This is a genomic window from Xenophilus azovorans DSM 13620, assembly GCF_000745855.1.
GTDB lineage: Bacteria > Pseudomonadota > Gammaproteobacteria > Burkholderiales > Burkholderiaceae_C > Xenophilus > Xenophilus azovorans.
Genome location: NZ_JQKD01000003.1, coordinates 298,636 through 321,613, shown reverse-complemented (window position 1 = coordinate 321,613; position 22,978 = coordinate 298,636). Strand labels below are relative to the sequence as shown.

The following is a 22,978-nucleotide window of genomic DNA, read 5'->3' as shown; positions in this document are numbered from 1 at the left end:
CCATTGGGCCGCAGCGTCTTCTATGATGCAATCGAAATTAATTCATCGATTGATGAAGGATGGCCATGAATCTCACCCTGCGCCAGTTGCGCGCCTTCGCCGCGGTGGCCGAGGCCGGCAGCTTCACCGCGGCGGCGCGGACGCTGCACCTGACGCAGTCGGCCCTGAGCGTGCTGGTGCGCGAACTGGAGCGCGAGATGGGCGTGCAGCTGCTGGACCGCCATACCCGCCAGGTGCTGCTGACGGAGGCCGGCCGCGAGTTCCTGCCTTCGGCCCAGCGCCTGCTGGCCGAGCTGGCGGGCGCGGTGGCCGGCGTGACCGATCTGCGCGACAAGAAGAAGGGCGTGCTGCGGCTGGCGGCGCCGCAGCTCATGGCCTGCGCCCTCATGCCGCCGGTGATCGCGGCCTACCGCGCGCGCTACCCGGACGTGGAAGTCCGCCTGGCCGACACCCTGCCGGAGCGGCTGCTCGACGGCCTGCGCAGCGGGCAGGTCGAGCTGGCGGTCGGCCAGGACGTGCCGGTGGACGAGGCCGTCGAGCGCCGCGCGCTCCTGCGCGACCGCCACTGGCTGGTGTGCCCGCAGGCGCATCCGCTGGCGCGGCGCCGCTCGGTGCGCTGGCGCGAGCTCGCCGCATGGCCCTTCATCGCGCCGACCCGCGACTTCCGCGCCCGCATCGGCCCCGAGCTGGCGGCCGAGCTGCGCGAATGGATCCAGCAGCCGGGCACGCAGGAGGTCTCGTACATGACCACGGCCATCGGCATGGCCGCCAACGGCCTGGGCCTCACGGTCTGCCCGACCTACTCGGCGCCGCTGGTGCGGGCCTGGGGACTGGCGATGGTGCGGCTCACCGCGCCGGACTTCGACCGCGACGTCTGCGTCTACACGCCCGCGCGGCGCTCGCTGTCGCCCGCGGCGCAGGCCTTCGTCGAGCTGCTGGTGACCCAGCAGCCGAAGAGGCCAAACCTACAATGAAATCCAGCATCGCCGCGGCCCCGCCGGCCGCCGCTTCCGCCTTCCAACTTCCCGGGCTTCGATCATGGACATCCTCCGTTTTTCCGATCTGTGCGCGCAAGGCAAGGTTGCCGGCCAGCGCGTGTTCATCCGTGCCGATCTCAACGTGCCGCAGGACGACAGCGGCGCCATCACCGAGGACACGCGCATCCGCGCCTCGGTGCCGTGCATCCGCATGGCGCTGGACGCCGGCGCGGCCGTGATGGTCACCTCGCACCTGGGCCGCCCGAAGGAGGGCGAGTTCAAGCCCGAGGATTCGCTGGCGCCGGTCGCCGCGCGGCTGGGCGAGCTGCTCGGCCGCGAGGTGCCGCTGGTGGCCGACTGGGTCGACGGCGTCGACGTGAAGCCCGGCGGCGTGGTGCTGCTGGAGAACTGCCGCCTCAACAAGGGCGAGAAGAAGAACGACGAGGCGCTGGCGAGGAAGCTTGCCGCGCTCACCGACATCTACGTCAACGACGCCTTCGGCACCGCGCACCGCGCCGAGGCGACCACCTACGGCATCGCCCAATTCGCCAGGGTGGCCTGTGCGGGGCCGCTGCTGGCGGCCGAGATCGACGCCATCTCCAAGGCGCTGGCGCAGCCGAAGCGCCCGCTGGTGGCCATCGTGGCCGGCTCCAAGGTCAGCACCAAGCTCACCATCCTGCAGAGCCTGGCGAAGAACGTGGACCAGCTCATCGTCGGCGGCGGCATCGCCAACACCTTCATGCTGGCGGCGGGCCTGCCCATCGGCAAGTCGCTGGCCGAGCCCGACCTGCTGGGCGAGGCCAAGGCCGTGATCGAGGCCATGCGCGCGCGCGGCGCGGCGGTGCCGATCCCGGTGGACGTGGTCACGGCCAAGACCTTCGCCGCCGACGCGCCCGCCACCGTGAAGGCGGCGGCCGACGTGGCCGAGGACGACCTGATCCTCGACATCGGCCCGAAGACCGCCGAGCAGCTCGCCGCGCAGCTGCGCGAGGCCGGCACCATCGTCTGGAACGGGCCGGTGGGCGTGTTCGAGTTCGACGCCTTCGCGCACGGCACCGAGACCATCGCGCGGGCCATCGCGGCCAGCAGCGCTTTTTCCATCGCGGGCGGCGGCGACACGCTGGCGGCCATCGCCAAGTACGGCATCGAGAAGGACGTGGGCTACATCTCCACCGGCGGCGGCGCCTTCCTGGAAGTGCTGGAGGGCAAGCAGCTCCCGGCCTTCGAGATCCTGGAGAAGCGGGCGGCGGGCTGAGGTCAGATCACCGCGTCGAACAGCTCCAGTTGCGGCGGCCCGAGGTACAGGTCGCGCTTCTGTCCGGCGCCCGCATGCGCGGCGCGGAAGGCTTCCGAGCGCGTCCAGTCCTCGAAGTGGGCGCGCGACGCCCAGACCGTGTGCGAGGCGAACAGGGTGTGCTCGTCCGTCGTGGGCCCGCGCAGCAGGTGGAATTCGACGAAGCCGGGCACATTCGACAGGTAGCTGTCCCGCTGCCGCCACATCTCGACGAATTCGTCCTCGCGGCCGGGCACGATGCGGAAGCGGTTCATGGCGATGAAGGGCATGGGCGATCCTCAGGAGACGGGTGGCCGTGTCATCCTATCGCGCCGCCGTTTTCCGCGGCGCCGCGCCAGCCGGGGATTCCCTCCCGGGCGAAAATTGTATACAGTTGAGAATACAAACTGATGGAGACACCGTCCATGCCTGCCGACCGCCTTCCCCGCCACGCCACCAAGATCGTCGCCACGCTGGGCCCGGCCTCCAGCACGCCCGAGCTGCTGGAGCAGATGATCGTGCACAAGGTCAGCGTGGTGCGGCTGAACTTCAGCCACGGCACGGCGCAGGACCACATCGCGCGTGCGGCGATGGTGCGCGAGGCGGCGCGCCGCGCCGGGCGCGAGGTGGCCATCATGGCCGACCTGCAGGGCCCGAAGATCCGCGTGGGCCGGTTCGCCGAGGGCAAGGTCTGGCTCGAGCCGGGCGCGAAGTTCGTGCTCGACGCCGCCCGCACCGAGCCGGGCGACGTGGATGCGGTGGGGCTGGACTACAAGGACCTGCCGCGCGACGTGAAGCCCGGCGACCGGCTGCTGCTGAACGACGGGCTGATCGTGCTGACTGTCGACGCGGTGGTCGGCGACGCCGTCCACACCACGGTGAAGCTGGGCGGCGAGCTGTCGAACAACAAGGGCATCAACAAGCAGGGCGGCGGCCTCACCGCGCCGGCGCTGACGGCCAAGGACATGGAAGACCTCAAGACGGCGATGAGCTTCCAGGCCGACTACGTGGCGGTGAGCTTCCCGAAGAACGCGACCGACATGGAGATGGCGCGCCAGCTGTGCAACGTGGCCGGCGCCGAGTGGGGCCACAAGCCCGGCATGATCGCCAAGATCGAGCGCGCCGAGGCGATCCCCAAGCTCGACGAGATCATGGCCACCAGCGACGGCATCATGGTCGCGCGCGGCGACCTGGCGGTGGAGGTGGGCAACGCCGCCGTGCCGGCGCTGCAGAAGAAGATGATCCGCATGGCGCGCGAGATGGACAAGGTCGTCATCACCGCCACGCAGATGATGGAGTCGATGATCACCAACCCGGTGCCCACCCGCGCCGAGGTGAGCGACGTGGCCAACGCCGTGCTCGACGGCACCGACGCCGTGATGCTCAGCGCCGAGACGGCCTCCGGCCGCTACCCGCTGGAGACGGTGCAGGAGATGAGCCGCATCTGCGAGGCCGCCGAGCAGGCCGAGGACACCACGCGCGACCTGGACTTCAGCGGCCACTACACCCGCATCGACCAGTCCATCGCCATGGGCGCGCTCTTCACCGCGCACCACCTGGGCGCCAAGGCGATCGTCGCGCTCACCGAGTCGGGCTCCACCGCGCTGTGGATGAGCCGGCATGCGGCGCACATCCCGGTGTACGCGCTCACGTCCCGGCTGGCGACGCAGCGCAAGATGGCGCTGTACCGCAACGTGCGGCCGCTCCTGATGGATTCCGAGAACGACCGCGACGCCGCGCTGGACCAGGCCGAGCGGCACCTGAAGACGCGCGGCATCGTGCAGAGCGGCGACGTCTACGCCATCACCTGCGGCGAGCCGATGGGGGCGCCGGGCGGCACCAACATGCTCAAGATCTGCCGGGCGTCCTGACGGGCCGCGCTTGCCGCTTGCCTTTTGAAACCGGCACGGCGCGGTAGGGGATAACCCGCCTTCTACAATCCCCGGCTGACCGCGCCGCCCCGGCGGCTCCCCCCGAACGACGACGAAGAGAGCGACACAGTGAACCAGGAACAGCTGAACAAGGTTTCCACCGGCAAGGGCTTCATCGCCGCGCTGGACCAGAGCGGCGGCAGCACGCCCAAGGCCCTCAAGCTCTATGGTGTCGAGGAGTCGGCCTACAAGGACGAGGCCGAGATGTTCGACCTGGTGCACGCGATGCGCAGCCGCATCGTGACCAGCCCGGCCTTCACCGGCGAGCGCGTGCTGGGCGCGATCCTGTTCGAGATGACCATGGACCGCCAGTTCGACGGCCAGGACGCCGCCGCCTACCTGTGGGAAAAGAAGCAGGTCGTGCCCTTCCTGAAGGTGGACAAGGGCCTGGCCGCCGAGGCCGACGGCGTGCAGACGATGAAGCCCATGCCCGAGCTGGACGCGCTGCTGGCGCGCGCCGTGAAGAAGGGCATCTTCGGCACCAAGATGCGCTCGGTGGTCAACGCCGCCAACCCGAAGGGCATCGAGGCCGTGGTCGAGCAGCAGTTCGCCGTCGGCAAGCAGATCCTGGCGGCCGGCCTCATGCCCATCATCGAGCCCGAGGTCAACATCAAGGCCACCGACAAGAAGGAGGCCGAGGCGCTGCTCAAGGCCGCCATCCTGAAGCAGCTCGACGCGCTCCCCGCCGGCCAGAAGGTCATGCTCAAGCTGACCATCCCGACGGTGGACGGCTTCTACGGCGAGCTGGCGAAGCACCCGAAGGTGGTGCGCGTGGTGGCCCTGTCGGGCGGCTACAGCCGCGACGAATCGAACGCCATGCTGGCGAAGAACCCCGGCGTGATCGCCAGCTTCAGCCGCGCGCTGACCGAGGGCCTCACCGCCCAGCAGTCCGACGCCGAGTTCAACGCCGCGCTGGACAAGGCCGTCGAGTCGATCTACCAGGCCTCCCTCACCTGATGTGCAGCGGCGGGGGCAGGCCCCCGCCCGACGCGCCCGGCCACCGCTCGCGGTGGCTTTTTTCTGCGCACAATGGCCGCCTGCCGGCCCCGCGCCTCCCTTCCCCCGCCGCACCATGACCACGACCGTCCACACCTCCTCCATCCAGAGCCAGCCCCTGCTCGCGCGCGGCAAGGTGCGCGACAACTACGCGGTGGGCGAGGACCGCATCCTGATGGTCGCCAGCGACCGCCTCTCGGCCTTCGACGTCATCATGGGCGAGCCCATCCCGGGCAAGGGCGAGATCCTGACGAAGATGGCGCTGTGGTGGTTCGAGCGCCTGGGCGGCCTGTGCCCCAACCACCTGACCGGCGAGGCGCCCGAAAGCGTGGTGCGGCCCGAGGAAGTGCCGCAGGTCGAAGGCCGCTCGATGCTGGTCAAGCGCCTCAAGCCGATCCCGGTCGAGGCGGTGGTGCGCGGCTACCTGGCCGGCAGCGGCTGGAAGGAGTACCAGGAGAGCCGCTCGGTGTGCGGCGTGCCGCTGCCCGAGGGCCTGACCAACGCCGCCAAGCTGCCGCGCGCCATCTTCACGCCGGCGGCCAAGGCGGCGGCGGGCGAGCACGACGAGAACATCAGCTACGACCGCGTGGTCGAGCTGGTCGGCCCGAAGCTGGCGCAGCAGATCCGCGAGACCAGCATCGCGCTGTACGAGACGGCGGCCGCCATCGCCCTGACCAAGGGCATGATCATCGCCGACACCAAGTTCGAGTTCGGCCTGGACGCCGACGGCGCGCTGGTGCTGATGGACGAGGTGCTCACGCCCGACAGCTCGCGCTACTGGCCGGTGGAGGGCTATGAGGAGGCGCTGGCCGCCGGCGCCAACCCGCCGAGCTTCGACAAGCAGTTCGTGCGCGACTGGCTGGAGGCCGTGCGCATCCACGGCAAGCCCTGGGACAAGACCCCGCCGGCGCCGCGCCTGCCGCGCGAGGTCATCGACAAGACGGCGGCCAAGTACCGCGAGGCGCTGGAGCGGCTGATCGGCTGAAGGCCGGCGCGCTATCGAAAAGATAGCGCCAAAGGTGAATGGATCACAAAAGCGGCGGTGATATTCACCGCCCGCCGGGCGTGCGTTTTTTCACACTCTCTTCTCATCACAAATGAGGAAGGAGCGCCCGATGCCATCCCCGCAGCCCCTGATGTCCGCCGTCGTCCCGGCCGCGTCCGAACCCGCCCCGCGCCTGCCGGAGGCGATGCTGGCCGCCCTGTTCTCGCGTGCGCTGGACGAGATCGACCACGGCCTGCTGCTGCTCGACCTGGGCGGCCGCATCCTGCACGCCAACCACCCGGCGCAGCGCGAGCTGGCTACCCAGCGCGCGCTGCGCGTGGGGCAGGGCGGCGTGCTGTGCGCCGCCAGCGGCACCGGGCATGCGCGCATCCGTCTGGCCCTGCACGACGCCGAGCGCGACTGCCGCAGCATCGTCGAGCTGGAGCACGCGGAGGAGCCGCTGAGCTTGGCCTTCGTGCCCCTGGCCGGCGGGCGCGCCGGCGGCGCGATCGACGGCGTGCTGGTCATCTGCAGCCGCCGCACCGGCGTGCAGCCGCTGACGCTGCAGATGTACGCCCGCTCGCGCGGCCTCACACCCACCGAGCAGTCGGTGCTGGCCCAGCTGTGCGCCGGCAAGGCGGCCGAGGAGATCGCCGAGCGCCAGGGCATCTGCCTGTCCACGGTGCGCACCCACATCAAGAACATGCGCCTGAAGACCGGCGCCAGCAGCATCCGCGACATCGTCCACCGCGTCACCCGCATGCCGCAGATCGTCTCCACGCTGCGCATGGTGGCCGCCAACCAGTAGCGGCCGGACGAAGCCCGGGTGGCGCGGACTCTCAAGAAAACGCCGGGCCGCCCCAAGTTTTCTTGTCCCCCTCGGGGGGCGGGCCGGGCGCAGCCCGGCCCTGGGGGCATCCTATAGTCCGCGCATGCCGCCCAGCCCGCCGCCCCCTGCCGACCTGCCGCCCGACGTGGCCCGCCTGGCCGCGCGCGGCGTGCAGCGGCGCTTTCGCGCGCGCACGCTGCTCATCCAGGAGGGCGAGGGCGGCGACGCGATCTACATCGTGCTGGCCGGCCGGCTGCGCGCCTTCGTCTCCGACGCGCGCGGGCGCGAGGTGACGCTGGGGCACCACGGGCCCGGCGAGTACGTGGGCGAGATGTCGCTCGACGGCGGCCCGCGCTCGGCCAGCGTGGAGGCGGCCGAGCCCAGCACCTGCGTGGTCGTCACCCGCGAGAGCGTGCTGCGCCACATGGCCGAGGACCCGGAATTCACCCTCGGCCTGGTCACCCGCCTGATCCGCCGCGCCCGCCTGGCCACCGAGAGCGCGCGCAGCATGGCCCTGCTGGACGTCTACAGCCGCCTGCGCCGCGTGCTGGAGCAGCGCGCCGCGCCCGGCCCCGACGGCGTGCAGGCGATCGCCGAGCGGCTGACGCACCAGAGCCTGGCCTCCGAGGTCGGCTGCTCGCGCGAGATGGTCAGCCGCCTGCTCAAGGATCTTGAAACAGGCGGGTACCTGGCCGTGCGCGAGCGCCGCCTGGTGCTGCTGCAGCCGCTGCCCGCGCGTTGGTGACAGCACGGCCGGGCGCCGGCCCGGCCTGCTGTTGCGAAATGTGAACGAGGCGCCACAATCCCGGGGTGGAGCACGGACAGGCGAAGGCGATGGCGGTCGAAGGGGCGGGTGCCGGTGCGGCGGCCGAGCTGCGTCGCCACATGACGGTGCTGTTCACCGACCTGTCGGACTCCACCCGCCTGTCGGCGCGGCTGGAGGCGGAGATCTTCGCCGCCCTGCAGGACGACGTGCGCCGCGTCTTCGACGAGGCGGTGCAGCGCCACGGCGGCACCATCAACCAGTACCAGGGCGACGGGCTGCAGGCCCTGTTCGGCCATCCCCACGCGGGCGAGGAGGACGGCCTGCGCGCCACCCGCGCCGCGCTGGAGGTGCACGAGCGGGTGCGCGCGCTGCGCGGCCGCTACGGCCCCGAGGAAGACTTCTCGCTGGACGTCCACTCCGGCATCCACGCCGGCCTGGTGCTGGTGCGCGAGGGCGGCCAGGGCATCGCCGGACGCTTCGAGCTGTTCGGCGCCGCGCCCGGCATCGCCAAGCACCTGAGCGACATCGCCGAGCGCGACGAGATCCTGGTGAGCGAGGAGACGCTGGGCCCGGCGCGGCACCTGTTCCACACCGACGAGCGCCGCGTCGAGCTCAAGGGCCGCGACGAGCCCCTGGCCGTGCACCGCATCGTGGCCGGCACCTCGCTGCGCACCCGCTTCGAGGCGCAGGCGCGGCGCGGCCTGGTGGACTTCGTCGGCCGCCAGGCCGAGCTGCGCTGGCTGCGCGCGGCGCTGGGCCAGGTGCGCGAGGGCCGCCGCGCGCGGCTGGTGGTCGTGTCGGCCGTCGCCGGCGTCGGCAAGACGCGGCTGGCCGAGGAGTTCCTGCAGGAGGCCGAGGCCGCCGGCTTCGGCGTGTGGCGCGGCTACTGCGAGAGCGAGCTCAGCGCCCAGCCGCTGCAGCCCTTCCTGCAGATGCTGCGCAGGCGCTTCGACGCGCAGGAGGCCCTGCCGGCGCCGGCGCTGCTGGCGCAGGCCGTCGCCGCGCTGCCCGAGGCGCTGCGCCAGCGCCACCCCGAGCTGGCGCAGGTGCCGGCCGCCGCCGCTGCCGACGCGGCCGCGCAGGCGCAGCAGATGCCCGGCGCGCTGGCCCGCCACTTCGCCGCGCTGGCGCGGCAGGCGCCGCAGGCCCTCTTCGTCGACGACTGGCAGTGGGCCGACACCGCGACGCGGCAGGTCGTCTACCGGCTGGCCGCGCGCGCCGATGCGCCGCTGCTGCTGCTGCTGGCCACCCGGCCGCTGGAGGCGGGCGACGCGCAGCTCGCCGCCGCCGAGGTGCTGGAACTGGGGCCGCTGTCGGGCGCCGAGGCCGACGCCACCATCCGCCGCCTGCTGCCGCAGGCCGACCCCTTCGTCGTCGCCCGCATCCGCCAGCACTCGGGCGGCAACCCGCTGTTCCTGGAGGAGCTGTGCCACTTCGCGGCCGAGGCTGGCCCCGGGCTGGACGCCCTGCACGGCGGCTCGGCCTGGCTGGAGACGCTGATCGAGTCGCGCGTGGCCCGCCTGCCGCCGCAGCAGGGCGAGGTGCTGGGCGCGGCGGCGGTCGTCGGCAACGTGGTGCCGGCCTGGCTGCTGCAGGCGCTCACCGGCTGCGACGAGCACCATCCGGTGGTGGCCGGCCTGGCTGCGCAGGACCTGCTCTTCCCCGCCGAGCAGGCAGGCACCCTGCGCTTCAAGCACGGCATCACGCGCGACGTGGTGTACGGCACCCTCGGCCTGCAGCGGCGCCGCGCCATGCATGCGCAGATCGCCCGGCTGCTGCGCGAGCGCGCCGGGCCGGCGGGCGAGGCCGAGCACTGCGAGGCGCTGGCCTACCACCATGCCGGCGCGGCCGATTTCGCCGAGGCGGCGCGTTACGCCGGCATGGCCGGCGACAAGGCGATGGCTGCTTCTTCCATCGACCGGGCCAAGACCCAGTACCGCGCCACGCTGCACATGCTCGACCGCCTGCCGCCCACGCCCGGGCGCTACCAGGCCTGGCGCGCGGTGGCGCGGCGGCTGGGCCTGGCGACGGCCTTCGACCCCTCGCGCGACGAGCAGGCGCTGCTGCGCCGCGCCATCGACCAGGCCCGCGCGCACGACGACGCCGCCGGCCACGCCTACGCCCAGTACTGGCTGGCCTACCTGCAGTACGCGCTGGGCGAGACGAAGAGCGCCGTCGGCCACTGCGAGCAGGCGCTGGAGAGCGCCACGGCGCTGCGCGACGTGCCGCTGGTCGTGCAGGCACGCGTGCTGCTCGGGCAGGCGCTGACCGCCGCCGCCGGCTACGCGCGCGCGCTCGACCTGTTCGACGCCGCGGCGCACGGCCCCGGCACGCCCGTGGGCGGCCGCCGCTCGCCCGGCGAGGCCTATGCGCTGGCCTGCCGCGCCAGCGCGCTGGGCGACCTGGGCCGCTTCGACGACGCGCACGCCTGCTTCGAGGAGGCGCTGGCCGCCCTGCCCGGCCCCGGCCACGAGGTCGAGGGCTCGGTGCTGTGCTGGCGCGCCGGCGTCAACCTCTGGCAGGGCCGCTGGCAGGCGGCGCTGGCCGACGCGCAGGCGGCGCACCGCGTGGGCGAGCGGGTCAAGAGCCTGTACATCTTCGCCATGAGCCAGGGCCTGGGCGCTTATGCGCAGTGGATGCTCGGCCCGCAGCCCGGCACGCTGGCCGCGCTGCAGGACTCGGCCGCCTGGCTGGCCCTGCGCGACAAGGCCCTGTTCTCCTCGCTCAACCACGGCTGGGTGAGCGATGCGATGGCGGCGCTCGGCCGTCCGGACGGGGCCCGCGCCGCCGCCGCCCGGACGCTGGCGCGGGCGCGCCGGCGCGACTGGCTGGGCGCGGCGATGGCCGGCCGCGCCCTGGCGCGCCTGGCGGCCGACGCGGGCGACGATGCGCGGCTGGCGCGCGCGCTGCACCTGGCCGACCGCGCCGCGGCGCTTCGCCGGTCGCCGCACGAGGCGGCCTGCAATGCGCTGTGCCGTGCCCGGCTGGCCGTCGCGCGCGGCGACGGCGCCGAGGCGGCGCGACAGCTCGATGCGGCAGCGGAGGGTTTCCAGCGCCTGGGCATGGACTGGCACCTGGCGCAGGCCGCCGCACTGCGCGCCGGCCTCTGACCCTGCGTCAGCCCAGGTGCAGCACCGTGGCCGCCAGCGTCGGCCGCAGCGGCGTGTCCAGCAGCGCGGCCAGCAGGCCCAGCATCACGCCCATCGCCATCTCCTGGCCGGGGCAGGCGTGGGTGGGGTGCGGCGCGGCGCGGCGGTCGCCGCCGAAGACGGGCCCGATATCGGGCTCGCCCTCCAGGCGGCTCTGCTGCATGGCCGAGACGATGCCCACCACGATGCGTTCGCCCGGCGCGATGTCCACGCCGCCCAGGCGGTGGGCGGCGGCCGCGGTGCGCCACACCAGCTCGGGCACCGGCCGCAGCTGCATCGTGCGGCGCAGCGCCGGCTCGATCGCCTCGGCGGCGGCCTCGAAGGGCGTGCGGCCGGCCTCCCGCGCCGCCCGCCAGGCCAGCTGCAGCTCCCACAGCGAGCGGTCGTCCACCCACTCGTACAGCGCGCTGCGCAGGCTGCCGTCCACCGTGGGCAGGAAGCCCATCATCACGCCGATCAGCGTGGCGGCGTACTGCGCGTCGTCCTCGATGCCGGCCAGCGCCTGCCCGACCGCGCTGCGGTTGGCGGTGCGCAGGCCCGCGCGCAGGCGCTGCAGCACGTGCTCGCGCAGCACGCGGCCGTGCGCCTCGCCGGTGCGCGCCGCCTCCGGGCCGGGGTTGGGCTGGAACATGTAGCGCGAGGGCGCGAGGAAGTGGCCCGGGCAGGTGGGCCGGGCCGCGTCCAGCCCCACGTCGCCGACGGCGACGCCGCCGCCCGGATCGGGAAAGCCGAAGAAGTGCGTCGCCAGGCGCGCGAGCACGCCGTTGACGATGTCCTTCACGTCGACGCCGGCCTGGCCGCCCGCGCCGGCGCGCAGGCCGGCGAGCACCACCTGCGCATCGGCCAGCGCCTGCGCGAAGGCCGCCCCGCGGGTCACGGCCAGGATCGCCGCGTTGGCCGCCCGCGACGCTGCGCGGTAGTCGGGGCCGTCGTCCAGGCCGAGGTAGATCTCGCCGAAGGAGGCGCGCATGCGCGGGCAGTAGCCGCTCACGGTGTAGCGGCCCAGGCGGTTGTCGAACACCTCCATCACCTGCTCGCGGCGGCCCACCAGCACGCCGAAGGGGGTGCGCAGCACGCCGCCGTGCAGTTCGCGCACCGCCGTCCAGAGCCACTGGCTGGCGCCGGACTGGCGCGCGCTGAGGTCTTCCAGCGCGATCTTCCACTGCTCCGCCGCGGCGGCCACGCCCAGGGCCGCTTCGGCCGCCTGCAGCCGCGCGATGAGCACGGCGCCCTTCTTCGCCTCGGTGGCGCGCTGGCGCTCGGCCGCCTCGGCGTCGGCGCCGCGCGCCTCGCGCCGGGCCTGCTCGCGCGCCAGCCGACGCAGCTCGCGCAGCGCCTCGATGGAGGGTGCGAAGAGGTACAGCCCCCACTGCAGCGTGACGGCCGGCTTCGGCCCGAGCGGCACCTCGACCGGGCCGTGCGCGCCCTCGTAGCGGAACACGGCGGGATCGCCCTCGCGCGGCACGCCGAACAGCGGGTCGCGCTGGCCCGAGTAGGCCTGGACGCCGCCGCTGTTGCCGCCGGACAGCCAGGACTGGATCAGCTCGAACTGCTCGGCGATGGAGGCGTTGTAGGCCATGAACATCACGCCCCGGTCGGCCTGCGGCCCCTGCTGCGCCGGCGGCCCGTAGGCCATGCCGCGCCGCAGGATGCGCGGCAGCACGCGCTGGTCGGCGCGCTCGCCGGGCAGGTCGCGCGGGTTGGCGCGGCGGGCGTGCGCGGCGAAGGGGCAGCGGCGGCCGTCGGGGTCGGCGCGGTAGTCGAAGTCGTTGCCCAGGCGGCCGTCCGGGTCCATCAGGCTGCGGCCGTCGGGCCAGCGGCCGACCATGTGGGCCATCGCCTCCTCGCGCTGGGCGGGCGGCAGGGGGGCGAGCAGGGCCTCGAGCGTCGCCGTGTCCTGCCGCAGCTTGCGCACCACGAGGAAGCTGCTGTCGGTCCACAGCCAGCCGCTCGGCGTGTCCTCCTGCTGCGAGTTGGTGTAGCCCAGCAGGTAGTCGCCCAGCGCCCAGCGGTCCCAGGGCTGGGGGCGGGCGCCGCCCTGCGGCGGCGCCGGGTTGCTCAGGCCGTCGGCGAAGCCGAAGTGGTCGCGCTGGTGGCCCTGCGCGTCGAGGTGGCGCTGCATCGGCTCGACCGACAGGATGCGCACGCCGTGCGGGGCCAGCGCCGCGTCCAGCGCCTCGATGCGGCGGCGCAGCGGATGGCCGGGCTGCGCTTCCCACGGCCCCTCGACCGGGCCGCGCGCGACCAGTTGCAGCACCGCGTGCACGCTGCCCAGCTCGATGCGCTGCGGTGCTTCGCCGGGCGCCGGCGCGGGCCAGTTGCGCTCGGGCGGCGTCCAGTGCAGCGGGTGGTTGCAGGCCATGTCGCCGAGCACCGCCGCGCGGCCCGCCATGCCCTCGAGGAATTCCGGCGGAAAGGCGGCCAGCAGCCCCTCCGGCAGGCCGGCGCGGCGCAGGCCCCGCGGCGTGAAGGCCAGGCTGGCGAAGGGCTCGTCCGGCGCCGGCGCGGCGTCGGCGCGCAGCCGCTCGGGGCCGAGCGCGTCGATCAGCGCCGCCGCCGCGCCGGCATCGCGCAGGCCGAGCAGCAGCACGGCGCCGTGCGTGGCGTCGGGGAAGGACTCGACGATGCCGCCCTGCGTGTTGGCCGGGTTCCACGCGGCCGGCACGTCGCGCGCGGGGCGCGGCGCCGCGGGCAGGTCGAACCACGCCAGCGCCGCCTGCTCGGTGGGGGTGCGGCCCTGGCGGCGGGCCGGCGGCAGCCCGCGCAGCGGCTGGAGCAGGTGGTGCGCGGCGCGCAGCAGCACGTCGCCGTCGGGGCTGCCGGGCGGGTAGACGTCGGTGAGGCGGTACAGGGCGGCCAGGCCGGGCAGGGCCTGGCGCAGCAGCTCCTCGTCGGTGCCCGGCGGCGCGGCGCGGGTCGGGCGCTGCGTGGCGCGCAGCCAGTGCAGGTCGTTCACCGTGACCGGGCTGGCGGTGTAGAGGAACTCGGTGTTCACCTGCGCCGAGCGCACCCAGCCGGCGTAGGCCTCGAAGGGATGCTCGTGCGAGAGCAGGTAGCCCTCGCAGTTGCAGAAGATCACGTCCAGCAGCGGCCCGAGGTCGCGCCAGATGCGGCGCATGTAGGGCTCCCAGCCGCCGTCGAAGTCGACCGAGAGCAGGAGCTGGTTCACCGGCTGCGCCGGGACGATGGCCAGGCGGAAGGCGTGCAGCGCGCGGATGCTGTCCACCACGTCCGGGATCAGCGGCGTGGGCTCGGCTTCCAGCGACGAGTAGCGCAGTGCGTTGACGGTGCGCAGCAGCAGGCGCAGCCGGCTCTCGTAGCTGCGCGCGTCGGGCGCGGGGACCAGGCCGCGCCGGATCGGCGCGAGCAGCGTCAGGTCGCTGATGCCGCGCAGGGTGCGCGACTTGGAGGTGGGATCGGCGGGCATGGGGGCGTCCTCGTGTGGGGGCTACAGCGGCGGCCGCAGGCGCAGCATCGGCTGCGGGCGCGGCTGGTAGGGCGGGGCGGCCTGCGGCGCGCCCAGGGCCGCCTCGGCGGCGCGCAGCGCGGCCAGCGTGCCTTCGAGCGCGGCGGCCTGGGCGGCCAGCAGGCGCTGGGCGTCGTCGCCGCGCAGGGGCGTGCGGGCCTGCGCATCCCGCACCTGCTGCGCCAGCGACGGGCCGTAGGCGCCCGGCGCGGCGGCGGCCGAGGCGCCGGCCAGCAGTTCGGCCAGGCCCTCGCGCAGCAGGTGCAGGCGCACCCAGCGGTGCTCGGCCCAGCCGGCGGCGGTGCCGTCGGGCAGGGCCGGGCGGGCGAAGCGTTCCAGCAGCCGCCGGCCGGCCTCGCGGCCGAGGTCCGACAGGCTCTGGATCTGGTCCGGCGTCATGCAGATGTTCAGGCCGCCGATGCCCGGCGGCAGCGCCACGCGCACGATGCGGTCGCGCACGCCGGGCATGCGGGCGAGCAGGGCGTCGTTCCAGTCCTTGGCGGTCCACAGCAGCGCGCCCAGGAAGCCGAAGGCGCGCTGCCAGGGTGAGGGTTCGTCGCCGAAGCGCTGCCACGGCTGGCGCGGCATGGCGTCGGGGTGCTCGGGCAGGTCCACCGCGGCGCGGATCTCCTCGGGCGTCATGCGCTGCGGCGCCACCACGGGCGCGCCGGGCACGCGCGGCGCGTCGTGCAGCGACACGCCGAAGGTCGGCCAGGCCGGGACGGCGCAGTCGAACAGGTGGATGGGGAAGTTCGAGCACAGCCCGCCGTCGGACAGCAGGCAGCGGCGCGGCACCGGCGGGCCGCTGTCGGCGTCGTCCATCCACACCGGCACGGGCGAGAAGAGCAGTGGCGCACTCACGCTCATGCGCGCGGCCACGACGATTGGCAGTTCCTTGTCGGGCAGGCGCCAGAGCGCGTCCTCGTCGTCGGGCCGGCCGGGCGGCGCGCCGTCGCGGCGCTGCCGCATCATGGCCCGCACCACCGCGGCCGGGAAGAGGCGGTGCATCTCGCGCGGGCGGAAGAAGAGTGGCTCGTCCGACGCGCGCAGCGGCAGCACCAGCGGGCGGCCGAGGGTGACGTTGGCGGCGTACACCTGCAGGCGGATCGAGACGCCGTCCATCTCCTGCCCGCCCTGGCCCATGGCGCGCGGCGAGGCGGGTGCGTCGCGCAGATCGGCGAAGGTGAGCGGCGGGCCGTCCGCCGTGCGCCCGGCGATCTCCTGGATCAGGCCGTGCAGCCACTCGGTGAGCGGCGCAGGGCTGTCGGGCGCGAGCCGCTGCGAGCCGCTGCACAGGCCGAAGTCGTCGTCGATCAGCCGGCGCAGGTCGCGCGCCAGCGCGAGGCCCGCCACGCAGGCGCCGGCCACGCCCAGCGCGGCGCCGGCGATCAGCGCCAGCGGCGCCATCCGGGGCCAGCCGGCGGGCGCGGCCAGGGTCAGCACCAGGCCCGCCGCGGCCAGCAGCGCCCCCGCACCCAGGCAGGCGGCGGCCAGGCGCTGGCCCAGGAGATAGGCGCGCGCCAGCGCCGCCGCCAGGCTCTTCACGCTGAGTTCCGGCTGCGTCAGCACCGGCACCAGCGCCTCGAACAGCCGCCGCGAATGCGCCCAGGGCTGGAACAGCGTGCGCAGCCGGGTGGTGCGGCCGTCCACCGTCCGGCGCACCTCGGCCGTGCGCTCCAGCAGGATGCGGAAGCCCTCGGACGAGCCGTGCCGCCGGCGGTACTCGGCGGCGGCGGCCAGCGCCGCCGCGCCCGCGCCGGAGGACGACCCGCCGATGCTGTGGAAGCGGAAGCTGCTCGCCAGCGTCAGCAGCAGCGCCGGGTAGGCGATGGAACTGGTCACGCCGCCGGTGAGGACGAGGTCGCAGAAGCGGTCGGGCGGCGCGCGGTCCTCGAAGGCGGGCAGGGGCGCGTCATCGTCCGGCGCGGCGGCCGGGGCGTGGGGCGGGACGGAACCGTCGGGAAGCGTGCTCATCGGAAGCGGCATCGTGCGGGGCTGCGCTGGCCCCGGTCATCCCTTGATCGGTGGAGGGCGGCGCACGGCGCCGCGGCGGTGCGCTCAGCGCGCCGCCTCGAACGCGGCCAGCGTCTGGCCGGCCGCGTCCAGCAGCACCATGCGGCCCGGGGCGGGCAGCCGGTAGCTGGCGGCGGCCTGCAGCACCTGCAGGAAGCGGCTCTCGAGCTGGTTGCGCCCGCCGTCCATGCAGGCCATCTTGGTCGAGCCCATCTGCGAGAGGCGCAACTGGCTGCCGGTGCGCGTGTAGGTGCCGAACACGCGGTTGCAGCCGCCGCTGCCGCTCACGCGGCCGGTGCTGCGGTCGAACTGCAGCTGCGGGTTGCGCGCCGGATCGCTGCCGGGCGCCACCGGCTGCCCGTCCATCTGCACCAGCCGCCAGGCCGGACCCTCGATCGGCTCGTCCAGCGCGATCCCGCTGCCGCAGGCGCCGAGGCTGACGGCCAGGGGCAGGGCGGCGGCGGCTTTCAGGGCACGGCGGCGGACGGCGGCTGGGTGCATGGGATTCCTCTTCCGGTGCAGCAGGTTGTATGGAAACGAAACGGCGCGATCGTACCGCCGGGCATGCGCGACGGGACCGAAGGCCGCGGAGCAGGCCATGCGGGAACACCCACGGAACGGGCTCGGCCCGGCCGTCGGGTGTGCCCCCTTGCAGGGGGTTGGCGGAGCGGAACGAAGTCCGCGGAGACTGGGGGTGGTTCTAGCTCAGGATGACGCTGGACAGGCGCCGGCGGTAGCTGGCCACCGTCGGGTCGTCGGGCGGGATCTGGCCCTCGGCCACCTTGGGCTTGGGCGGCTCGATGATGTCGAGCACGGCGATGTAGGTCTTTCGCGCCAGGTCCTCGTTCCACGCCTTGTCGCGCATGAGGATCTCCAGCAGCTCGTCCATCGCCTCGGTCCACTGCTGCCGGGCCATCAGCGCCTGCGCGCGGCCGAAGCGGGCCTCGAAGTCGCGCTTGCTGGCGGCGATCTTCGCGTCGAAGGCGGCCGTGTCGGGGGCGTCGCCCGCGGCGTCGATCGCGTCCATCCAGCGCTGCAGGGCGTCGAAGCGCTGCACCAGCGCGCGGCGGTCGATCACGGGCGCGAAGGCCACCTTGGCGTCGTCGGTGCGGCCCAGCTGCAGCAGCAGCTTGACGTAGTCGAAGCGCGCGTCGTCGTTGGCCGGGTCGGTGGCCACGGCGTGCTGCAGGCGCTCCAGCGCGCCGTCGGTGTCGCCCTCGGCCAGGGCCTCCTGGGCGGCTTCTTCCTCCTGCTGGGCCTCCAGCTCGTCGGCGCCGGGCACATGCTTGTCGAGGAACTCGCGCACCTGCGCGGCCGGCAGTGCGCCGACGAAGCCGTCCACCGGCTGGCCGCCGGAGAACAGCACGCAGAACGGAATGCTGCGCACGCCGAACATCTGCGACAGCTGCGAGGAGATCTGCGGCACCTTGTCGGCGTCGAGCTTGGCCAGGATGAAGCGGCCGCCGTACTCGACCTCCAGCTTCTCCAGCACCGGGCCGAGCTGCTTGCACGGGCCGCACCATTCGGCCCAGATGTCCAGCAGCACGGGCGTGGTCATCGAGGCTTCGACCAGTTCGGTCTGGAAGTTGTCGAGGGTGATGTCGATCATGGGCTATGAAGTGGGGGCGGTCCGTAGAATTCCAGCCCATGAGTGAACGCATCCAGGTCGGCGTCGTCATGGGCTCGGACTCCGATTGGGAGACGATGCGCAATGCGGTCGAGATTCTGACCCAATTCAACATCGCCCACGAAGCGAAGGTGGTGTCCGCCCACCGCATGCCCGACGCGCTGTTCGCCTACGCCGGGAGCGCGGCGCAGCGGGGGCTGGCGGCCATCATCGCCGGCGCCGGCGGCGCCGCCCACCTGCCCGGCATGCTGGCCGCCAAGACCACGGTGCCGGTGCTGGGCGTGCCGGTCGCCAGCCGCCACCTGCAGGGCGTCGATTCGCTCTACAGCATCGTGCAGATGCCCAAGGGCGTGCCGGTCGCCACCTTCGCCATCGGCAACGCCGGCGCGGCCAACGCGGCGCTGTTCGCGGTGGCGATGCTGGCGGTGAACGACCCGGCGCTGCGCGCGCAGCTCGACGCCTTCCGCGCCCGCCAGACGGCCGCGGCCGAGGCGATGACGCTGCCGCCGGGCGAGAAACCGGCCGACGTGTCGCCCTTTTCCCCGCAGGGCGGAGGAGCCCTGTGAGCCCTGCCACCGTGCCGCCCGTCCTGCTGCCCGGCAGCACCCTGGGCGTGATGGGCGGCGGCCAGCTCGGCCGCATGTTCGTGCACGCCGCGCAGGCGATGGGCTATTTCACGGCGGTGCTCGACCCGGACCCGGACAGCCCCGCCGGCCGCGTCAGCCACCACCACGTGCATGCCGACTACCTCGACGGCGACGGCCTGGCCCGCCTGTCGCGCCTGGCCGATGCGGTGACCACCGAGTTCGAGAACGTGCCGGCCGAGGCGCTGGCCTCGCTGGCCGGCGACGTGCCCGTGGCGCCCGGCGCCGAGGCGGTGGCCATCGCGCAGGACCGCATCCGCGAGAAGGCGCACTTCAGCCGCTGCGCCGAGGCCAGCGGGGTGCCCTGCGCGCCCTACGCCGTGATCGAGCGCGAGGACCACCTGGCGCCCGTGCCGGCGGCGCTGCTGCCCGGCATCCTCAAGACGGCGCGCCTGGGCTACGACGGCAAGGGGCAGCGCACCGTCACCACCCGCGCCGAGCTGGCCGAGGCGTGGGCCGACTTCGGCCGCGTGCCCTGCGTGCTGGAGCAGCGCCTGCCGCTGGCCGGCGAGTGCTCGGTCATCGTCGCGCGCGGGCACGACGGGCGCAGCGTGCACTTCCCGCCGCAGCGCAACCTGCACCGGGACGGCATCCTCGCCGTGACCGAGGTGCACGAGGGTAGCCTGCCCGCCGCGCAGGCGCAGCAGGCGGTGGCGGCCGCGCGCGCCATCGCAGACGGCATCGGCTACGTCGGCGTGCTGTGCGTCGAGTTCTTCGTGCTGGAGGACGGCCGCCTGATCGTCAACGAGATGGCGCCGCGCCCGCACAACAGCGGCCACTACACGATCGACGCCTGCGAGTGCTCGCAGTTCGAACTGCAGGTGCGCGCCATGACCGGCCTGCCGCTGGTGGTGCCGCGCCAGCACAGCCCGGCCATCATGCTCAACCTGCTGGGCGACCTGTGGTTCGCGCCCGTCAGCGGCCGGCCGGTCGAGCCCGCCTGGGCCCGCGTGCTGGCCCTGCCCGGCACCCACCTGCACCTGTACGGCAAGACCGAGGCGCGGCGCGGCCGCAAGATGGGGCACCTGAACATCACCGGCCCGAGCGCCGAGGCGGTGCGCGCCGTCGCCGCGCAGGCGGCCTCGCTGCTCGGCCTGCCCGATTCGACCGCTTGCTGACCACGCCATGATCCTCGACGGCCAGGACCCTTCCGCCATCGCCCGCGCCGCGACGGCGCTGCGTGCAGGCGAGCTCGTGGCCTTCCCGACCGAGACCGTCTACGGCCTGGGCGCCGACGCCGCCAACGACGACGCGGTGCGCGGCATCTTCAAGGCCAAGGGGCGGCCGGCGGACCACCCGCTGATCGTGCACGTGGCCGCCGGCGCGCGCGGCACCGAGTCGCTGTCGCGCTTCGCGCAGCCGCTGCCGCCCTTCGCCCAGGCGCTGGCGCTGGCCTTCTGGCCGGGCCCGCTGACGCTGATCGTCACCCGCCAGCCCGGCATCGGCACGGCCGCCGCGGGCGGGCAGGACACCATCGGCATCCGCTGCCCCGCGCACCCGGTGGCGCAGGCGCTGCTCGCGGCCTGCGCCGAGCAGGGCGTGCCCGGCCTGGCCGGGCCCAGCGCCAACCGCTTCGGCCGCGTGAGCCCGACCACCGCCGCCCACGTCGCGGCCGAGTTCGGCGACGAGCTGCTGGTGCTGGACGGCGGGGCCTGCCCGGTGGGCATCGAATCCACCATCGTCGACTGCAGCCGCGGCGCGCCGGTGCTGCTGCGGCCCGGCATCGTCACCCGCACCGAGATCGAGCGCGTGGCGCGCGAGCGCCTGCGCACGCGCGAGGAGCTCGGCCTGCCCGACCCCAAGGCCTCGGGCACGCTGGAGGCGCACTACGCGCCCACCGCCAAGGTGCGCCTGATGGACGCCAAGGCGCTGCAGACCGGGCTGGACGTGCTGGGCGCCCAGGCGGCGCACATCGCCGTGTGGGCGCGCGCGCCGCTGCGCAGCCGCTCCTCGCGCGTGCTGCTGCGGCGCATGCCGGACGACGCGGCCGCCGCCGCGCAGCAGCTCTTCGCCGAGCTGCGCCGGCTGGACGACGAGGGCGTCAAGCTGATCTGGGTGGAGGCGCCGCCCGACACGGCCGAGTGGGAAGGCGTGCGCGACCGCCTGCAGCGCGCCGCTGCCGCCTGACGGCTTTTGGCGACAAAATAATACTTTTGTTTCCAATATGGGCAATAATGCATGGGTGCCGGACCGGGGCGCTGGCACCATGCCGGGTTTCGCCGACCCGCAAGCCCCCCAGGAGATCTCACCGCATGCCCGCCGCGCCGGACGACGTGGAACTCATCGACCAAGCCCTGCAGACCGTGGAGCAGGCGATGGCGCACTGCGTGCTCCATTTCGAACCCGCACCCTCGCCGACCACGCTGGCCCATCTGCCGGAGGCGGAGCGCGAGGCCCTGATCAGCCAGGAGCGCGACGCCGCGCTCCAGCGCCCCGAGGACACCGCCGTCCACTTCTGCCTGCACGCGGCCGGCGCGCTGCTGGACGTGGCGCGCACGCTGCGCGTGCGCCCGCCCGACCACGCGCCCACCCCGGCGCAGCGCCAGCAGGAATGGGACGCGCTGGTGGCGCACACCAAGCTGGCCGGGCGCGGCGCCTACCGCGCGGCCCTGGTGCTGGCCGACACCGCCTCGGCCCGCGCGCCCAGCCCGCTCACCGGCAGCGCTCCGCCGGCCGGCCCCGACGACGCTCAGCCGCCCGCCGCCAGCAGCGCCTGGAAGTAGCCGCGCGCCGAGGCGAGGCAGAACGGCGGCACCAGCGCGCCGTGGTAGGCCAGCGTCACGGCCAGCGCCTTGTCGGCGTCGCTGCCCTCGGCCGCGTCGTAGGTCTGCTGCCTGGCCTGCGCGAAGCCGGCGCGGGCGGCGGCATAGGGGTCGCCCGCGCCGCCGGGCTGCTCCAGGTCCACCACCGTCAACTGCGCCGGCGCCATCCCGCGCGCGCGGAAGTGGCCGGCGGTGGCCTGCGTGCTCAGGAAGTTGACGGTCGGGTCCTGCGCGCCGCCGCAGAAGAACACCGGCCGCTGGGGCAGCCAGTTGCGCAGGTCGTTGGCGACCGCGGCGCGGCGCAGCCCGGTGGAGGGATGGCAGTCGAGCGGGCTGGCGTTCTCCAGCGAGGCGGCGGTGGCCGGCAGGCTGTTGCCGGGGCAGGGCGAGGCCGCGATGTCGTTGGCGACCTGCGTCAGGAAGCTCTGGCGCACCAGGTTGTCCGGGCCGTAGAAGGAGGCCAGCGCCGGGTTCACCGGCCCGGGCGTGCCGTTGGCGGGGAACAGCGCCGCCTGCGGCAGCCGGCCCTGGACGAACAGGTCGGCCAGCGGCGTGGTGCTGGGCAGCAGGGTCTCGATGCCGCCGGCATAGCGGCTCTCGTAGATCTCGGTGGGCGCGTTGTAGACGTTGCCGAACTGCTTCTGCCAGCTGGTGGTGATGAGCGGCACGAACACCGTGCTGCCCAGCGCCGGCCAGCCGCTGAAGGCGTAGTCCATCAGCAGGCTGATGGCCGAGGGCGCCGACAGCGGCGCCGAGGCGGTGGGCGACTGCCCGGTGGCCTGCAGCTCGCGGTGCGCGGCCAGCGCCACGTAGCCGCCCTGCGAGTAGCCCGTGACCAGCAGCGAGCCGGCGTCGCTCACGCCTTCCAGCGGCAGCGCCTTGCGCGCCGCCTTCAGGGCGTCGGCCATGTCCTTGCCCTGCTGGTCGCCGTTGAGGTAGGGGTGGTAGGGCAGGGGCGAGGCGGCGTAGCCGGCGTAGTTGGGCGCGATCACGGCCAGGCCCTGGGCCGCGAAGGTGGCGGCCACCAGCAGGCCCTCGCCGGCGGCGGGCTGGGCGGCGTCGGTCCAGCGGGCGATGTCGTAGCCGCGGGCGGCGGTGGTGCCGTGGGCGTAGAGCACCAGCGGCCGGCTGCCGGCGCAGGGCGTGGCCGAGCCCGCGGGCAGCATCAGCGCGGCCGTGGCGGTGGTTTCCTCGCCGGCCGCGCCCACGGTGCGGTAGGTCATGCTGCGCAGTTCGACGCCGCAGGCCGGCGTGCCGGCCACCTGCAGCAGCGCCTGGCCCTGCGGGCTCGACTGCAGCACCGCCTTGAACTGGTCGGCCGTCAGGCGCGTCACCCGCTCGGTGGCGCCGACCAGCGAGCCGCGGCCGGTGTCGCCGCCTCCCCCTCCGCCCCCGGGCGGCGGAAAGAGGCCGATGCCGCCGCCTCCACCGCCGCCCCCGCAGCCGGCCACGGCCAGCGTCAGCAGCGCGAGGGGGAGCAGGACGGCACGTCGGGCGCGGCGCGGCAGGGGCATGGGTGTCTCCGGTGAGGCGCCGCCCGTGATGGCGGCGCGCCCATTC

General features: G+C 74.1%; 18 protein-coding genes. 12 read left to right on the top strand and 6 right to left on the bottom strand.

Annotation, left to right across the window (positions count from 1 at the left end; genetic code table 11):
* Positions 1 to 65 precede the first annotated feature (65 nt).
* Together Q392_RS01400 and Q392_RS01395 are read left to right on the top strand one after the other, a co-directional pair.
* Entirely contained in the window at positions 66 to 974 is a 909-nt protein-coding gene (locus Q392_RS01400) for a LysR family transcriptional regulator (RefSeq protein ID WP_038200551.1), read from the top strand.
* A 64-nt stretch (positions 975 to 1,038) separates the two neighbouring features.
* Positions 1,039 to 2,232 carry a phosphoglycerate kinase gene (locus Q392_RS01395; protein WP_038200447.1) on the top strand — a complete coding sequence of 398 codons (1,194 nt, stop codon included), beginning with the start codon at positions 1,039 to 1,041 and terminating at the stop codon, positions 2,230 to 2,232.
* Between the two features lie 2 nt (positions 2,233 to 2,234).
* Here the strand turns inward: Q392_RS01395 and hmuQ are convergent, their stop codons facing one another.
* On the bottom strand, positions 2,235 to 2,540 hold the full coding sequence (gene hmuQ, locus Q392_RS01390) for a heme-degrading protein HmuQ (protein ID WP_038200446.1): 306 nt from the start codon (positions 2,538 to 2,540) through the stop codon (positions 2,235 to 2,237).
* Between the two features lie 135 nt (positions 2,541 to 2,675).
* Here hmuQ and pyk point away from each other — a divergent pair, with 135 nt between their 5' ends.
* The 6 genes from pyk to Q392_RS01360 all read left to right on the top strand — a co-directional run bounded on the left by pyk (position 2,676) and on the right by Q392_RS01360 (position 10,867).
* The gene (gene pyk, locus Q392_RS01385) at positions 2,676 to 4,121 is read left to right on the top strand and encodes a pyruvate kinase (protein WP_038200445.1); all 1,446 of its coding nucleotides are present in this window, start codon (positions 2,676 to 2,678) and stop codon (positions 4,119 to 4,121) included.
* Between the two features lie 129 nt (positions 4,122 to 4,250).
* A complete protein-coding gene (locus tag Q392_RS01380; protein WP_038200444.1) occupies positions 4,251 to 5,138 on the top strand; it encodes a fructose bisphosphate aldolase in 888 nt (295 codons plus the stop codon).
* A gap of 115 nt (positions 5,139 to 5,253) precedes the next feature.
* Positions 5,254 to 6,162, top strand: a complete 909-nt coding sequence (locus Q392_RS01375) for a phosphoribosylaminoimidazolesuccinocarboxamide synthase (RefSeq protein ID WP_038200443.1) — start codon at positions 5,254 to 5,256, stop codon at positions 6,160 to 6,162.
* Positions 6,163 to 6,313: 151 nt separating this feature from the next.
* Positions 6,314 to 6,970, top strand: a complete 657-nt coding sequence (locus Q392_RS01370) for a helix-turn-helix transcriptional regulator (protein ID WP_038200442.1) — start codon at positions 6,314 to 6,316, stop codon at positions 6,968 to 6,970.
* A gap of 124 nt (positions 6,971 to 7,094) precedes the next feature.
* On the top strand, positions 7,095 to 7,736 hold the full coding sequence (locus Q392_RS01365; RefSeq protein WP_038200441.1) for a Crp/Fnr family transcriptional regulator: 642 nt from the start codon (positions 7,095 to 7,097) through the stop codon (positions 7,734 to 7,736).
* Between the two features lie 89 nt (positions 7,737 to 7,825).
* On the top strand, positions 7,826 to 10,867 hold the full coding sequence (locus Q392_RS01360) for an ATP-binding protein (RefSeq protein ID WP_038200440.1): 3,042 nt from the start codon (positions 7,826 to 7,828) through the stop codon (positions 10,865 to 10,867).
* A gap of 7 nt (positions 10,868 to 10,874) precedes the next feature.
* Here Q392_RS01360 and Q392_RS01355 read toward each other — a convergent pair whose 3' ends face one another.
* From Q392_RS01355 to Q392_RS01340, 4 genes are all read right to left on the bottom strand, one after another.
* Positions 10,875 to 14,333 carry a Dyp-type peroxidase domain-containing protein gene (locus tag Q392_RS01355; protein ID WP_038200439.1) on the bottom strand — a complete coding sequence of 1,153 codons (3,459 nt, stop codon included), beginning with the start codon at positions 14,331 to 14,333 and terminating at the stop codon, positions 10,875 to 10,877.
* Between the two features lie 21 nt (positions 14,334 to 14,354).
* On the bottom strand, positions 14,355 to 16,346 hold the full coding sequence (locus Q392_RS01350) for a patatin-like phospholipase domain-containing protein (RefSeq protein ID WP_038200438.1): 1,992 nt from the start codon (positions 16,344 to 16,346) through the stop codon (positions 14,355 to 14,357).
* A gap of 84 nt (positions 16,347 to 16,430) precedes the next feature.
* Positions 16,431 to 16,886 (bottom strand): META domain-containing protein, encoded by a 456-nt coding sequence (locus Q392_RS01345; protein WP_038200437.1) that lies wholly within the window; start codon positions 16,884 to 16,886, stop codon positions 16,431 to 16,433.
* A gap of 199 nt (positions 16,887 to 17,085) precedes the next feature.
* Entirely contained in the window at positions 17,086 to 17,994 is a 909-nt protein-coding gene (locus Q392_RS01340; protein WP_038200436.1) for a tetratricopeptide repeat protein, read from the bottom strand.
* Positions 17,995 to 18,032: 38 nt separating this feature from the next.
* On the opposite strand from Q392_RS01340, the gene purE reads away from it, so the two are divergent.
* The 4 genes from purE to Q392_RS01320 all read left to right on the top strand — a co-directional run bounded on the left by purE (position 18,033) and on the right by Q392_RS01320 (position 21,379).
* Entirely contained in the window at positions 18,033 to 18,578 is a 546-nt protein-coding gene (gene purE / locus Q392_RS01335; RefSeq protein ID WP_038200435.1) for a 5-(carboxyamino)imidazole ribonucleotide mutase, read from the top strand.
* A complete protein-coding gene (locus Q392_RS01330) occupies positions 18,575 to 19,774 on the top strand; it encodes a 5-(carboxyamino)imidazole ribonucleotide synthase (protein ID WP_038200434.1) in 1,200 nt (399 codons plus the stop codon). The genes purE and Q392_RS01330 overlap by 4 nt, the downstream gene beginning before the upstream one ends.
* A 7-nt stretch (positions 19,775 to 19,781) precedes the next feature.
* On the top strand, positions 19,782 to 20,783 hold the full coding sequence (locus Q392_RS01325) for an L-threonylcarbamoyladenylate synthase (RefSeq protein ID WP_038200433.1): 1,002 nt from the start codon (positions 19,782 to 19,784) through the stop codon (positions 20,781 to 20,783).
* A gap of 125 nt (positions 20,784 to 20,908) precedes the next feature.
* Positions 20,909 to 21,379 (top strand): hypothetical protein, encoded by a 471-nt coding sequence (locus Q392_RS01320; RefSeq protein WP_038200432.1) that lies wholly within the window; start codon positions 20,909 to 20,911, stop codon positions 21,377 to 21,379.
* Here Q392_RS01320 and Q392_RS01315 read toward each other — a convergent pair.
* Positions 21,346 to 22,932, bottom strand: coding sequence for an alpha/beta hydrolase family protein (locus Q392_RS01315; RefSeq protein ID WP_051952626.1), 1,587 nt, complete (start codon positions 22,930 to 22,932; stop codon positions 21,346 to 21,348). The two genes, Q392_RS01320 and Q392_RS01315, sit on opposite strands and share 34 nt — an antisense overlap.
* Positions 22,933 to 22,978: the final 46 nt, after the last annotated feature.